The following is a 15,135-nucleotide window of genomic DNA, read 5'->3' as shown; positions in this document are numbered from 1 at the left end:
ACGCCATCCTTGAATCGAGTTAACAGTTGTAATATCCCAAAAATGTTGGCAGATGAAAAAGAATAAATCATAGTCTCCTTCAATCTTAGAAGGAGTACAACCCGACTTTAATAATTGTTTTTGACCAGATTTGATAGCGAGAAAATTTACCAATCTTTTGCTCAGTTGCTGATTTTGACTTGAGTCAAATTGGGGAAAATGTAGTTTGCCATGAGAAAAGTTACAAATAGCATCTTCAAACTCAAATTCAGGCGAACGAAAAGCGTCATGATTTAATTCTCGCATTGACACAATGAGAGTTTGCAATGTTTGATTTTTTTCGTTATTCTTTTGATTTTCTATTAAATCATATTGCTGATTCAAAAGTGAAATATTTTGTTCATCCAGTATCATAAAGGTAATTGATAGAATAGATAGTAAACTATAGTTATATCAAATAAAAATATTTCTCTTATGACAATTAAAACAAAAACAAAAAAATTGTATTATCTTAATATAAAATGCGAATCATGAACAGTTAGTTAATGGAAATATGAAGATGATTAATAGTTAAAGAGAATCGATCGCACTAGCGATTTTGGTGATAAATTGCTGTTGTCGTAATTCTAACCACTGTTTCCGTTCGTCCAAGACTTTGTAACGAATATCTTCTTCAAAATCATTAGATGTTACCAAATAAGTCAGAATGTGGGCAAACCTATCTGGTTGTTCAGCAACTTCAATATAGGAGGGGTATTCAAAGATTCCCCGCAATGCCACAGGAGTAGCAACAATTGGTAAACCAGATGCGATCGCATCTAAAGTTTTGATTTGGATACCTCCCCCGGCAACAGACGGAATTGCGATCGCTTTTGCCTGTGCCATAAATTCTTGAACGTCGGGTACAAATCCGCAGTAATGAACATTTTCATATTCTCCAGACAACCATTCAGCTCCTTTACCAGCAACATGTATCGATAAATTTTCTGGTAAGTAAGGATAAACTTTCTGGAAAAACCACTTCAAACCCAACATATTGGCATTCCAAGTCCAACTACCTATGATGGCAATGTCAATTTTTTTACTTGAGGTTTGATGTTGTAATGGTTCGATACCAATATTTAGGCTTGAAGATAAATCAAATACTTTTGTATTTTGATTAATTCCTATGAAGTATTCTAAATCGTGGGATGTCAATGTCCAGACTTGTGATGCCATATGAGCTAAATTATCTTCACAAACTTTGATTAGATGAGCTTCGCGTTGATAAATATACTTAGCTAGATGATTCTGTGTATTTTGGTACTGTGATACATAAATTTCATGCTCAATATTATGAGTAATAAAGATAATTTTTTTTACCTTTTCTGACAATAAAACAGCTACCCAGTAAATTTGTGTATGGTCTATAATTGCGATATCGTAAGTATCATGACTGAGACTTTCTTTTAAGATTTGGAGATAATTATACGAATAATATTTAGCCGCAGAATAGGGATATTTTTTCAAGAAGCTATTCCCCATCCATAAAAATGGATAAAGTTTTGATTTATGGCTTTCTATATGACGTTTACCAGCAACAATCTCATTTTTTTTACTTTGTTGAATATCACCAATTCGTTGATAACCAATAACTAAAACATCATGTCCATTTTGCTCTAATGCATCAATGAAATTCTGTGAAGCAATTTCACCTCCCGTTCTTCTCGAACTGGGAATCACAGTTGTTAAATAGAGAATTTTCATAAAATATTTGTACTTGGTAGTTAATAATGAACCCTGAGTGGAACCAAAACAATTGGTAATTTGTAATTATGTGTCGGAACAGATGATTTGACCTCAAACTTGCTTAGTGTTTATCATCTGTCATTCTTAAATGTTCAAAGAGCAATCATAAATGACTAAGTGAACCGTATCTGATTCAGACTCCGTGGGTAACTTTATAAGCTTGGTAGCGAATTCCGATAATGCCCGCTAAAGTTCCAACACCTCGGTAAATATTCAGTAATGCCTTAATCAATGCATGTTGTCCAACAAACAAAGAAGGAAGCATCAAAAATAAACCTTTGACAATCAGCGCAAGACCTTTGATGATACGAATTGTAATGACTGGAATTGATGGGTAGAGTTCGCATTCGCACCAGCTATGAATACTCCAACCAAAATAACCACGTTGTAGTACCCATTTGAGATTGGTACGACTTTGGGGAATCCATTCACGCACGATCGCATCATTTGCCCAAACAAACTTGTAACCAGCAAGATGCAACCGCATAAATAAGTTAGTATCTTCTCCACCAGTGATGGCAAAACGTTCGTCGAAAACTGGCTCAATTTGCCGCAAAATCTCAGCACGAATTAAGACATTATTGGTCGATGCAATTTCCAGTGGATGTCCTGTAGGGTAGCGAAGTGGTTCAAAAAATTCCCCTTTGGCAAGCCATGTGGGAATATCTGATTTGATGAAGTTGGGTATGACTGGTGCAGCAACAACATCAGCTTGATAAGCTTTTTGGACAGAAAGCAACTCATCTAACCAATTAGTTTCGGGAACTTCATCGTCATCAATGAATGCGACGAAATTAGAATATTCACTCACAGATGCGATCGCTCGATTGCGGGCAAAGGAAATACCTCGTTGTGATTCGATACAATATTTCAGCATCCAGCAAAAATTTGTTTCGATGTTGGCACAAATTTCCCGTGCTGAACCTGTCACATCGTTATCAACAACAATAACCTCAATCTCTGGCACTTCACTTTTAGAGAAAGTTAACTGATTGAGTTCTATAAGTAAACGCTTCAATCCTTCTGGACGTTGATAACTCGCTATACAAACCGAGACTAACATTTTCTTATCTCCATTCCATCAAGTAATAATCAATCACTTTCTAATCGTTTGTAGCTTCTAACTCGAACCATTCCTCTTCACTCATCGCAACCACATATTCATCAACATCTGACGGTTGGGATTTGGCTGCCAGTGAAAAAACTGTAGATACATAAAGTATCCAGAAAATGCTATTTGTAGTCACTAGGGTGCTTTCGCTAATGTTGTAAATCAGCATAAAAGTCAAAAACATCAAGTGCCATATACCCTCAATATTGCGGGTACTTAGCAGCAAATTCACCCCTTGGATCAGAGCAGTAATGTAGCTAATCAAGAACGCGATTAGAGCGATTACTCCTAACTCCACCAGCAAATCCATAAAGCCATTGTGACCATAGGGACATTCCCACGCCAAAATTCGCCAAACATCTGCGGTAACTGGACTGTCCCAATCGCGCCAAAATGCATTAAATCCGTAGCCAATTAAAGGACGTTCGGCAAGTTTATCGAGCATTACCTGCCAAATATCAGTTCGTCCTGTCAGGGTTAAATCCCGTCCGACAGCACCAGTAATGACATTGATATTATCAAAGATGAGTATGGCGGCACTACCCAAAACCAAAATCACAGCAATGGTTAAAGGTATCAATTGGGAATAATTCAACCGCCAAGTTCGATATAGTAGCAATATAATCGTCAGAATAACAAACGAAATCAGGGCTGTTTTCGATGTGGAAAGTATGATTAAAGCCACCGACAAACCATAACCAATCCAAGCTAACCATCTCCAAGAACGATTAGGTGTAGGTGATATGGGTTTACCTAGCGCGACGAATAAAAACACCATGTTGCTCAATACCATCAACCTACCGAAGATGTTTTTGTGGGTCATTATGCCTCGCCAAGCACCTGCGTGAATGCCCCCTTCTTGGACAGTCATCGTGCCGTAAAATGGTAATGCGATCGCAAACACACAGGAGAGTACAGCAACTAACCCTAAAGCCACGGCAAGTAACTGTAATTGCTCCCGCAGGGTATACCGCATCGCCATATATACAGCAAACAAACTCGTTCCCAGCAACAAAATACTCCGACGGGAAGTGATATCTGGTGCAACCGTCCAATACATTGATGCGATCGCGATCGCCACTACTAACCAAATCCACATATTTTTCGTTGCTATCTGCACAAAATTATTCCATTGCAGGGCAATTAATAAGCCAGTGACAGCGTAAATCCCCAGGAAAAGTATGGGACTATAGGGGTCTGATGCTACGGCTGTTGCATCTTGACTATCTAAAAGAACGGGTATCAAAGCAGTAGTCGAGAAGAATAGCGAAAAAACAACGAAACACTTTTCGGCTAGTGTTGGATATTTTGGCATGGTAGCTCGCGTCTCACCCTTTTGTTTTTATACAGAGAAAAATACTGAGGCAGAACCAATTGTTTTCTCTATCAATTTAGTATCATAGATATAATTGGTACTTAAGTCATGTTTAGATTTGGCTTGGTTTACGGAATTTTTTCATCGCTGGATTAAATAAAGTACATTCACTCTTGATGTGTTAGCGGAGCGTAATGCACCATTCCAAGTTCAATCAGAATTGTAGGTTATTAAATTTGCACTCCTTAGTGGCTTCTGTAAGTAGGGAGCTACGTCGTAAGCCGAAAGATTTAAACCAGCTAGATGGCAAAATAATATACTTTCTATCTTCTGCCCTCTGTCTTACTTCGGTAATTAATTAATCCAAAATTATTTCCAAAAATGCAAAAATTGTTTAAAATATACATAGTTATCTGCGGCGTTTATGTATCATGGCTTAATACTTGCATCAATAATAACCTCTTTATTTCCTAGCTACTGGAATCTATTGAGTTTGGTACGGCAAAAATAAAGCTACCATTCAAAAATCATTCGTGGCTGTATGTTTAGTTAGCTGCGCTTAAGTTATCGATGAATATGCTAATGTGCATATCCTCAAAAGAATAACTTTTAAACAGGAGAAATTGACAAAGCTTCACTTAATCTTTATTCAGAGTCAATTATCGCAAAACTTCGATAAAGCCCTTAATCTAGTTCGGGTTAGCGAGATATGTTAAAGATAGGCAAATTCAAAATTTTCCCGTATTTGTTTAGCTATAGCCTGTTAACAACTGGGTGAACCATGAAAAATATTTGTCTGCGATCGCCTGGACAAGTTTAAGCTTGTGGAGTATATAAGATAAAGGTTCTCAGAGTCGCACACAGGTAAATATCAGGTTACAGGATTAGGAATTTGTTTATTGAAGTTGTTTTTAGTTTCTATAGATTTAAGTTGTCTTCTTGCCTGTAATATGTTTTGGTAGTACAACATCAGGTATTAGTCACAATTTAAAATTGTCTTATCATCATCTGCAAAGCCGAATTAGTCAAACTTCTTTGATTTGTAAAAAGTTTATATTAACGACCAAATTTAGCGAATCAATTTAGCAACCAATTAGTATCCAAACAAAATTATAACTAAACGGATTTTCATGGGAACACACATAACAACAACAGAAACGAGCGTGCAAAACCTCAAAAATCCCCATCCCTCCACACGAGAAGCCTTTTGGGTTTGGAAAAAACCGGATATCGAAGAAGAAACCCCCCGATTGACTCCAGCATTTGGCGTTTTGCGGCGACGAGCGGCTTTGATTGCAGGTATAACTGTGGCAGTAACGACCACATCAGTTTTTTTGGCAGCCAAGCAAGATGCCAGGTATGAAGGTCGTTTTCAAATCATGGTGGAACCGCTTAAGAGTAATGATAGCGAGTTATTAAAATTGCTTTCTGCTACGCTTCAGCAGAATGTCAACGAAATTACCAAGCAAAATACTACTACTCTTGACTATAATGCCTTAATGGAGGTACTCAAAAGCCCCAAAATTATCGATCCAGTCATTAATGAGTTAAGGGTTAAATATCCCAACATTAGCTATGACCAACTAGTTGGAAATGATATTGCTGGAGGTAAAGCCACAACGGGCAGAGAAGGGACATTAATGGTGTCCAGGATTGCCAAAGGTAAAGATGAATCACGAGTGATTGAAGTTCGTTACCGCGATACCAACCCCCAAAAAATCGAATTTATTTTAGATAAAGTATCCCAAGCATATCGCAAGTATAGTAGCGAACAACAGCAAAGTAGTTTGCGTCAAGGGATTAAATTTGTCGAACAGCAAGTACCCAAACTAGAACTGCGGGTTAATACCCTACAAGGGCAACTTCAGGTATTTCAGCAGCGTTACAGTTTTTACAATCCTCAGTTACAAGGTGAGCAATTATTAAAACGGCTTGATGACACAAAAGTACAACGACTAGATACCGAGCGTAAATACTTAGAGTCAAGGTCCCTTTATACCTCCTTGCAAAACCAGTTGGGAATGACCCAAAATAGCGCGATCGCAGCATCGGCATTAAGCGAATCCCCCCAATATCAACAGATACGCACTCGCATCGGCGAAATCGATGCCAAGATTGCTCAAGAATCCGTACGCTTCAACGAAGCCAGCCCAGTGATTCAGTCTTTGCGGGAAGAACGTCGCAAACTCCAACCCCTATTAAGCCAAGAAGCGCGAATAGCATTAGGTAATCATGCTGTCCAAGGTAAGATTTCATCCGAAGTAGTCACCTATCAAAACTCGGTACGACGAGATTTAACCAAGCAGCTCGCTGATGCTAATAACCAAACCCAGTCGCTGGAAATGAGTTTGCAGGCATTAGTTCAAAACGAGTTCCAACTCAACGAGCAAATTAAGCAATATCCGATAGTTTCTCGCCAATACGCAAATTTACAACGGGATTTACAAGTTGCAACTGATACTCTCTACCAACTGAAATCGAAACAAGAAGCTTTACGAGTCGATGCGGCGCAACAGGAAGTTCCCTGGGAGATTATTATGCCTCCCAGTGTACCCCGTGATGCCACTGGTAAGCTGATTTCTGTATCGCCACAGCCTTCCCGAAGTTTGATGCTGGGGGGCATTGGAGGGTTATTGTTGGGAACTTGTGCGGCTTTCGTCTTGGAAAACATGAAAAACGTCTTTCATGACCCTTCAGAGGTCAAGCGTGCAGCCAAATTACCCATTTTAGGTTCGATTCCCTTTTGCCGAAATATTCATATTCCGACGGTGAATAATGTCGTCATGTTTGAAGGCAGAGATAATCGCGAGGTGGAATCAGCAGAATCAAATGTGGCTTTGAAGCGTCGAGATGAGAAGAATCAGGTGTTTGCCCAGGCTTTTTGTTCGCTTTACAATCGTGTCGATTCCTTCAGTAAGGAAGCTTCGATTCGTTCTATAGCGGTAACATCTGCCACATCTGGAGAAGGGAAAACCTCTGTAGCCGCGAATTTAGCGCAAATAGCTGCCGAAGCAGGGCAAAAAGTTTTACTAGTGGATGGGAATTTGCGAAATCCACAACTGCATTACCATCTGGGGATAGGGAATACAGAAGGGTTGAGTGAGGTACTTTCGCAAGACTTAGATATGCACCTAGCAATTCAGCGATCGCCTAATGAGGAAAATCTCTTTGTATTGACTGCGGGTAAAACCAAAGGCAACCCCAACAAACTATTTGCATCCAGTCAAATGGAGAATTTTGTCGAGCGATCGCAAGCCCATTTTGACCTGATTATTTACGATACACCTAATTTACTCGGACGCTTGGATACCAATGCCTTGGCAAACCATACTGATGGCATATTACTGGTTGTCGGATTAGGGAAAACAGCCCGTCCTCACTTTAAACAAGTGGTGGAAGAATTGAAAGGAGGAAGAGTAACTGTTTTAGGAATGGTGACAAATAGCTTAGAGAATTAATTTTTCTATTCCCAGTACAAAATGTTAGTGGTGGACAGCAGCAGTCGGATATCCTATATTAACTTTCTGACTGTGTATAAAGTTTTCAACAGCATGTCCTAAGTAAACAAACCGATTTTATCTTTCATAACGACAAAATATAGTGAATGTCATTCAGCAAATAACTGTACAAATCCGAAAAAAACTGTCCAACCAGTTTATTCGCAACCTCAGTTGGTTGGGGATGGCAGAAATTATTTACCGTGTCATGCGGTTAGTGCTTGTTGCCATCATGGCGAGGTATTTAACAAAGTATGATTATGGTTTGGGTGCTATTTTAATGACGGTTCGTGAATTTGCCCTTACCTTTAGCAACTTTGGTATTGGTGCAAAAATAATTCAAACGGAGGAAAAGGAACTCAAAGACTTATGTAACTCAGCCTATTGGTTAAACTGGCTGATATTTGTTTGCTTGTTTGTAATTCAATGTTTCATATCATATCCAGTTTCTTTGGTCAAGAATACGCCAGAACTGATTTTGCCAATTTGCGTATCTGCGATCGCGTATTTAATTTGGCCTATTTCTAGTATTCAAAAAACCCTAATTCAAAAAGAGAATCGCTTCAAAGTAATTGCATTAACAGACAGTTTTCTATTCTCATTAGGAAGTCTTCTATCTGCTGCCTTTGCCGTTAGTGGAATGGGAATTTGGTCATTTGCCCTACCTTCATTGATTGTTGCCCCTCTGGAAATTTTTATTTATTACCATTATCATCATTGGCGACCAACAACTGGATTTACGACTAAATATTGGGGAGAAATTTGGAATTTTGGTAGGAACATTTTAGGGATTGGATTACTCAAAACCCTGAGAAATAATTTAGATTACTTAGTTATTTTTACTTTGTTAGGTGTCGATGAATTAGGAATATATTTCTTTGGGTTTAATGCTGGATTAGGAATTAGTTTAAGTATTATCAATGCTGTCAACTCAGCAATTTTCCCACATTTATGTTCGGTACGTGATAATCCTCAAGATTTTAGAAAGACATATTTCAACAGTCTGAAAATTATCGCTTTAGTTATTATCCCCTTTGTACTGTTTCAATCTAGTATGGCGCAGTTCTACGTACCAATTGTATTTGGTAAACAATGGATACCCGCCATTCCCGTTATCATACTAGTTTGTTTATCAGCAATTCCCAGACCATTCGCAGATGCCGCTTCCCAATTACTTGTAGCAGTTGGCAAGCCCCATTTAGATTTAGTTTGGAATGGGATATTTACTTCAGTATTTGCGATCGCATTAGTTGTGGGAGTGAATTGGAAAGAAATCGGAGTCGCAGCAGCAGTTTTAATTGCCCACATGATTTGCTTGCCATTATTCTCGCTTTGGGCAACCCAACATGTATTTGGGAAGAGGAAATAGGGGATTGGGCATTGGGGATTAACTTTGTAAGGGCGAACGGTCGTACTCCGAAGCGGAGAAGCAAGCTACGCCCCTACTGTAGACACTAATTTTGCATAAACTTTAACTAGTCAATAGATATCAAAGTCAACACCTTAAGGCGTTCTTGATATTGACTTTTCCTCATTCCAGACTACGAATAGTCTCAACTACTCGTTGTGAGACAAACGGTAATATCTCGCGACTTTTCGCTTGGGCTTTCCCTTCAGTGAATACAACTAAAGAATAAGGACGCAAATCAGGAACTTCAATATAAGCCACATCGTGACGAACCTGACTAGTCCAACCAGCTTTTGACCAAAGTTGACTATTTTGTGGCAAACCTCTACCTAAAAAGCCAGTAACCTGGTCTTCTTCAACTTCTTGGGGTAATAACTTCGGGTCAATATCGCGCTTGAGTAATCCCATCATCGATTGCGATCGCACACTGGAAACCGCTACCCCACCCACAATACTATGTAATAGCCTTGCTGTGGCATTTGTGGTCAGCATATTCCGATTTTCTAACATTTGCCCATAAAAAGCCCGTTCACGTCCATAAGGACCATCGCACCAAGTTTTTTGACAAACATTAATAGTCTCTAACTCACCCCAACCCAAAGATTGATAATAGCGATTGACAATTTGACGCTGATACTTCCACGTATCAAATGGTCCCGATGGTAGTTCCGGACCCGATGTCGTGCCGCTCAATATATCTACCATTAAACTAGTTGCATCATTACTAGACTCTGCGATCGCATCACGCATTGCCCGCTCTAACTCGTGTGATGGCTGGGTCATACCCTTTTCTAACCATTCGTGAGCAGCAACCAAATAAAATAATTTGACTACACTAGCTGGATAAATTCGCTCCACACCCCTATACGCAAAACCACGCACAGGATGAGTCCAAAAAGCATCTGGTCTTAGTGCCCCACCAGTATTTACAAGCACAGGTGGGTCATAAACAATCCAAGTTATGGCAATTTGGTTACGTGCTAACGTTGGAAACTCTGCCCAGGTAGCCTCTAATATTCCATTACCTAGTTTTTCTAATTGTTCGTCTTTAGTAAAAAAATCCATACTGAACAAACTGCAATGATGTCCTCTAATCCCAAAGCAAAAATCAATCATCCCAAATCTGAAGAGTACGAATGCTTAACGAACCTAAACATATACGATTCTCCAGAATGTAACCGTCTTGCTACCCAAGCAGCAGCAGGACGACATCTAAGACTAACATCGAATTCGCAAGATACATCGGTAAAAATATCTCTGTGCGAAGATAATTACCCAGGTTGGTTGGCTCAATCCGATTTCGATTTGTTACAACAGGCTACCTTACCTTATCAGCCTAAATCATTTTCGCGTGAACAAATAAAAAAACTGCTGCCGGAAGTAATTAATTTTACCCACAATGCTATGCAGCAGCCCAATTATTACCTCTGGGGGGGTACAGTTGCCCCAAATTACGATTGTTCGGGATTAATGCAAGCAGCATTCGCATCCGTAGGGGTTTGTCTTCCCCGTGATGCCTATCAACAGGAAGCTTTTCTATTAGCCATTTCCATTGGAGAATTAGAACCAGGGGATTTAGTATTTTTTGGGACTCCCCAAAAAGCAACCCATGTGGCACTCTATTTAGGATGCGATCGCTATATTCATAGTTCGGGAAAAGAACAAGGACGTAATGGTATCGGTATTGATGTTCTCTCGGAACAAGGTGATGCTGTTAGCCAGTCATATTACAAACAGATACGTGGAGCAGGCAGGGTTGTCAACAGTTACGAAGCAATTGTTACGTAACAAATACGTAGAGACGACCCGATGGGTCGTCTAATTAATTTATTAAATTACAAATTACAAATTACGAACTATATTGGCTTGGCTTATGAGGAGTGCGTTAGTTTCAGGTAAGTTAGTTTCAGGTAGGTTAGTTTCTGAAAATATGAATGAACAAAATGGGGCAATTCCCCCAGATGTTCTTGATGTGTCAGTGGTTGCACCAGTCTATAACGAAGTGGAAAGCATCCCCCATTTACTGGAAGCCATAGAATTAGTGCTTGCTAACAGCGAATTGAGTTACGAAATCATCTTAGTCGATGACGGTTCCACCGATGGTTCAGGAGAATTACTCAAAGAACAGGCAAAAATTCGCAGTGACTTAAAAGCAATTATTCTACGTCGTAACTACGGGCAAACCGCAGCTATGTCAGCCGGATTTGATCATGCTCTTGGCAAAAACATTGTAACTTTAGATGCCGACTTGCAAAATGACCCCGCAGATATACTAATGCTGCTGGCAAAATTAGATGAGGGTTACGACATGGTGAGCGGTTGGCGGCAAAAGCGCCAAGATAAGGCATTGACACGCTTACTACCTTCTAAAATCGCTAATTGGATAATTCGCAGCATTACAGGGGTGCGTATCCATGATTACGGTTGTTCGCTCAAAGTATACAGAGCCGAACTAGTCGCTGATATGAATTTATATGGGGAATTGCATCGTTTTTTACCTGCTCTTGCGTATATTGAAGGGGCGCGGATTACCGAAATGCCTGTGCGACACCATGCCCGTCGTTTTGGCAGTAGTAAATATGGTCTATCTCGCACCTTTCGGGTGATGATGGACTTATTAACGATCGCATTTATGAAAAAATTCCTCACCCGTCCAATGCATGTTTTCGGTCTATTGGGTTTAGGCTCGATGGCATCTGGTGGAGCAATTGGTATTTACTTAACCTTTGTCAAGTTAGCTTTTAATGAAGATATTGGTAACCGTCCTTTATTAATTCTTGCTGTGTTACTTTTAGTTACAGGTGTACAGCTATTTTGCTTCGGTTTGCTGGCAGAATTGCTCATGCGTACCTACCATGAATCACAAGGAAGACCAATATACAGAGTTCGTGAAGTCATCACTAAAATGTAAAGTAATGTAAAAATAAGGGGATTGGGCATTGATAATTAATTCCCCTTGCCCTCCTCCTAGCATCTACCGTGAATATTTTTTATACCCTTGATTCCCAGTTGCGACGCAATCTTTTGATATTATTTGCAACTGGTTTACTATTTTGGTCGAGTATGGCTTCGTTGTTGCCTACCCTACCTTTATACGCTGAGTATATCGGGGCAACCAAGCAACAAATTGGGGTTGTAATGGGCAGCTTTGCGATCGGTTTGTTGATTTGCCGTCCTTATTTGGGGAAAATGGCAGATGAAAAAAGTCGCAAATTGGTTTTAATTATTGGGGTTTTTGTAGCTGCTTTAGCTCCTCTTGGCTATGCCGTTGCCACATCATTGCCGTTAATGATGGCATTGCGTGCTTTCCACGGCATTAGTATTGCAGCTTTTACCACAGCCTATAGTGCGTTAGTTACTGATATTGCACCACCAAACAAACGGGGTGAAATCATTGGTTATATGAGTTTGGTTAACCCTATTGGTATGGCAATTGGTCCAGCATTGGGTGGGTATTTGCAGGCTGAAGCTGGCTACATACCTTTGTTTTTATTTTCTAGCCTATCGGCAACATTGGGACTTTTATGTATTCTACAAATATCAAGTCCGCCATTACCAGAATATTCCCAAACTGGAGAGAATAGAGATAAATTTTGGCAGATATTATGGAGTCCACGGGTTAGGGTTCCGACGATTGTGATGTTGCTGGTAGGGTTAGCATTCGGAACCTTGAGTACATTTGTCCCATTATTTATTAAATCCACCAAAGTTGATTTAAACCCCGGATTATTTTACACAGCAGCAGCAGTAACTAGTTTTAGCATTCGCTTTCTGACTGGGAGAATTAGCGATCGCATTGGTAGAGGTTTGTTTGTGACGATTGGGATTACTTGCTACAGCATCTCGATGTTTTTGTTATGGCAAGCTAATAGTGCCACAGCCTTTTTAATTGCGGCTGCGATTGAAGGTATTGGTGGTGGGACAATGATACCCATGATTGTAGCGATGATGGCAGACCGTTCCCATCCCCAAGAAAGGGGAAGAATATTTGCCCTATGCGTTACGGGGTTTGATGTGGGAATTGCGATCGCAGGACCTGTTCTTGGTTCCGTTGCTGAAAAAACTGGCTATCGTGATATGTTTGCTTTGGCAGGAGTATTAACTCTTCTTGCCACAATTATTTTTCTCACCCAATCCAGCAAAGATTTACAAGATTCAATCCGTTTTGCCTTGGGAAAAGGTAAAGATGGTTATGCTTTGAATGATTAGCAAAAATAAGAGTTAGGATTTTCTAACCCTAACTCTTAATTTAATCTTTAATTGCGATCTGACTAAAATGGGCGGGAAGGGATTTGAACCCCTGACACCGTGGTCCGTAGCCACGTGCTCTAGTCCACTGAGCTACACGCCCTTGGGAGGAATTAATTAACCCCTACAAGAAAATTATATTAGCAGACATTCACAGGATAATGCAAGAGAATTCTCCATCAAATTTTTCCAATCTCTCCCACCTCGATCGCCAAGGGCAAGCGCAAATGGTCGATGTTTCGGCAAAACCCGTCACAGTAAGGCAGGCAGTGGCATCGGCAACAGTGCGGATGCTACCCCAAACCTTCGCAGCAATAGAAGCTGGAAACACCCCCAAAGGAGATGTCTTGGGCATTGCCAGACTTGCCGGAATCATGGCAGCCAAGCAAACCGCAAATTTAATTCCCCTTTGCCATCCCTTACCAATACAAAAAGTCGAAGTTCAGGTAATACCCCAACCTGAGTTACCAGGGTACGAGATTCAAGCCACAGTTAAAACCAAAGCAGAAACGGGTGTGGAAATGGAAGCTTTAACTGCGGTTTCCGTTGCAGCTTTGACTTTATATGACATGGCAAAAGGCTTAGAAAAATCAATTCAAATTGAATCAATTCATTTAGTGAGTAAAACAGGTGGAAAATCGGGAGATTACACCAGTATCCCGTAGAGACGACCCGATGGGTCGTCTATATTTTTTATAATTTATTTATAATTTATTTATGATTTAATTTATAATTTATTTATGATTTAATTATGAGAGACGACCCACTGGGTCGTCTGTACAAGTGTAAGATTTGTTCATCTCTAGCAACAAAGCCCCAACAATCGTAGAATTAAACTACCTGCTAAATTCTGTAACTATATACTTATGCCTCCGCGCTGGTCTCGCATACCTACCCGTCAAGACGCTGATTTCCGTAAATTAGACGATCGCATGAATTTTGCCGTACATGTGGCTGTTTTCGCTGCCATAAATTCGGGAATGTGGTTTTTTCATAACTTCCTCAACACAGATTGGCAATGGTTGCCTGTGGTGACTCTAAGTTGGTTGGGGCTACTGTTGACACATCTTCTTTATATTGCGGTCATTGCCGATTACTCAGGAACTCCACCTAAATCTATCTGAAGGTGTAATCCTCAGCCTTAAACAATTGTAACCTGGGGTAGTAGAGGTAATTTCACTTGTTGGGTCATAATGTCAAGTAGTTTGGATTGCATTCAGCATTCGAGACTAATATTGATATTGACGTTTGATGCGATCGCACAATTAAAGAGAGGTTATTTTTATGGCACAGGTAAATACCACGGAAATCCTCGAATCCCTGGCTGCTGATATTGGCGAAAATGTATACATCGACATCGCAAAATGGCATCTGTACCTATCGAATGCCAAATTGCATACAGTTGTCGCTGAAAAAATGTATCCTTTGCTAATCTCAAAATCTGTCAATGAAGACCAAGTAGTTCAAGTTCTTGAATCTATCAAAGTCAAAATTGGTGGAGGCAGACGCGAACTAGCGCTGATTGATTTACTACCACTTCAATGTCAGGTAAGTCTAGTAGATATACTAGAAAAATACCAAGAGGAAATATAGTTTTTGTAATTTGAGACTGTTGAATAATACTTACTTTTTCTCCGATAATCTGCTTACAACAAGCACAACATTGAGGAGACAAGTTTGCATGTTTGAGTATCAGTTTCACGATGAATATACTCTGGCAGAAGTAACAGATAAACTTGGGAAAAAAGCTTTAGAGTTATGTCTAATACATAGTTTTGTTGTGCGTTAC

Annotated in this window: 12 protein-coding genes, 1 tRNA gene and 1 pseudogene; 8 read left to right on the top strand and 6 right to left on the bottom strand. The window is 39.9% G+C overall.

The window, feature by feature from the left end; genetic code table 11:
• From CK510_RS13890 to CK510_RS13875, 4 genes and pseudogenes are all read right to left on the bottom strand, one after another.
• Nucleotides 1-393: pseudogene (locus CK510_RS13890) on the bottom strand (hypothetical protein); the annotation flags it as partial.
• Nucleotides 394-549: 156 nt separating this feature from the next.
• Nucleotides 550-1,725, bottom strand: a complete 1,176-nt coding sequence (locus tag CK510_RS13885; RefSeq protein WP_095722265.1) for a glycosyltransferase — start codon at nucleotides 1,723-1,725, stop codon at nucleotides 550-552.
• A 175-nt stretch (nucleotides 1,726-1,900) separates the two neighbouring features.
• A complete protein-coding gene (locus CK510_RS13880; protein ID WP_095722264.1) occupies nucleotides 1,901-2,830 on the bottom strand; it encodes a glycosyltransferase family 2 protein in 930 nt (309 codons plus the stop codon).
• 40 nt (nucleotides 2,831-2,870) lie between these two features.
• Entirely contained in the window at nucleotides 2,871-4,193 is a 1,323-nt protein-coding gene (locus CK510_RS13875; RefSeq protein WP_095722263.1) for an O-antigen ligase family protein, read from the bottom strand.
• A 1,130-nt stretch (nucleotides 4,194-5,323) separates the two neighbouring features.
• Here CK510_RS13875 and CK510_RS13870 point away from each other — a divergent pair.
• Complete coding sequence (locus CK510_RS13870) at nucleotides 5,324-7,651, top strand: GumC family protein (protein WP_095722262.1); 2,328 nt, start codon at nucleotides 5,324-5,326, stop codon at nucleotides 7,649-7,651.
• A gap of 142 nt (nucleotides 7,652-7,793) precedes the next feature.
• On the top strand, nucleotides 7,794-9,059 hold the full coding sequence (locus tag CK510_RS13865) for a lipopolysaccharide biosynthesis protein (protein ID WP_095722261.1): 1,266 nt from the start codon (nucleotides 7,794-7,796) through the stop codon (nucleotides 9,057-9,059).
• Nucleotides 9,060-9,221: 162 nt separating this feature from the next.
• Here CK510_RS13865 and CK510_RS13860 read toward each other — a convergent pair whose 3' ends face one another.
• Nucleotides 9,222-10,163, bottom strand: a complete 942-nt coding sequence (locus CK510_RS13860; RefSeq protein ID WP_095722260.1) for a serine hydrolase — start codon at nucleotides 10,161-10,163, stop codon at nucleotides 9,222-9,224.
• A gap of 18 nt (nucleotides 10,164-10,181) precedes the next feature.
• Here CK510_RS13860 and CK510_RS13855 point away from each other — a divergent pair, with 18 nt between their 5' ends.
• From CK510_RS13855 to CK510_RS13845, 3 genes are all read left to right on the top strand, one after another.
• Nucleotides 10,182-10,886 carry a C40 family peptidase gene (locus tag CK510_RS13855; protein ID WP_095722259.1) on the top strand — a complete coding sequence of 235 codons (705 nt, stop codon included), beginning with the start codon at nucleotides 10,182-10,184 and terminating at the stop codon, nucleotides 10,884-10,886.
• A gap of 142 nt (nucleotides 10,887-11,028) precedes the next feature.
• Complete coding sequence (locus CK510_RS13850; protein ID WP_095722266.1) at nucleotides 11,029-12,009, top strand: glycosyltransferase family 2 protein; 981 nt, start codon at nucleotides 11,029-11,031, stop codon at nucleotides 12,007-12,009.
• Between the two features lie 68 nt (nucleotides 12,010-12,077).
• Nucleotides 12,078-13,307 carry an MFS transporter gene (locus CK510_RS13845; protein ID WP_095722258.1) on the top strand — a complete coding sequence of 410 codons (1,230 nt, stop codon included), beginning with the start codon at nucleotides 12,078-12,080 and terminating at the stop codon, nucleotides 13,305-13,307.
• Nucleotides 13,308-13,375: 68 nt separating this feature from the next.
• Here CK510_RS13845 and CK510_RS13840 read toward each other — a convergent pair.
• Nucleotides 13,376-13,449: transfer RNA gene (locus tag CK510_RS13840), tRNA-Arg, on the bottom strand.
• 58 nt (nucleotides 13,450-13,507) lie between these two features.
• Here CK510_RS13840 and moaC point away from each other — a divergent pair.
• The 3 genes from moaC (at nucleotide 13,508) to CK510_RS13825 (ending at nucleotide 14,939) form a co-directional block, all read left to right on the top strand.
• The gene (gene moaC, locus CK510_RS13835; protein WP_211293192.1) at nucleotides 13,508-14,011 is read left to right on the top strand and encodes a cyclic pyranopterin monophosphate synthase MoaC; all 504 of its coding nucleotides are present in this window, start codon (nucleotides 13,508-13,510) and stop codon (nucleotides 14,009-14,011) included.
• A 201-nt stretch (nucleotides 14,012-14,212) separates the two neighbouring features.
• Nucleotides 14,213-14,470 carry a 2TM domain-containing protein gene (locus CK510_RS13830; RefSeq protein WP_095722256.1) on the top strand — a complete coding sequence of 86 codons (258 nt, stop codon included), beginning with the start codon at nucleotides 14,213-14,215 and terminating at the stop codon, nucleotides 14,468-14,470.
• Nucleotides 14,471-14,630: 160 nt separating this feature from the next.
• Nucleotides 14,631-14,939: a DUF3181 family protein gene (locus CK510_RS13825; protein ID WP_095722255.1), complete on the top strand. Its 309-nt coding sequence runs from the start codon at nucleotides 14,631-14,633 to the stop codon at nucleotides 14,937-14,939.
• The last annotated feature ends 196 nt before the right edge of the window (nucleotides 14,940-15,135 follow it).

Origin of the sequence: Brunnivagina elsteri CCALA 953, assembly GCF_002289455.1 — a bacterium.
Classification (GTDB): domain Bacteria; phylum Cyanobacteriota; class Cyanobacteriia; order Cyanobacteriales; family Nostocaceae; genus Brunnivagina; species Brunnivagina elsteri.
This window is presented reverse-complemented; position numbering and strand designations above follow the sequence as displayed.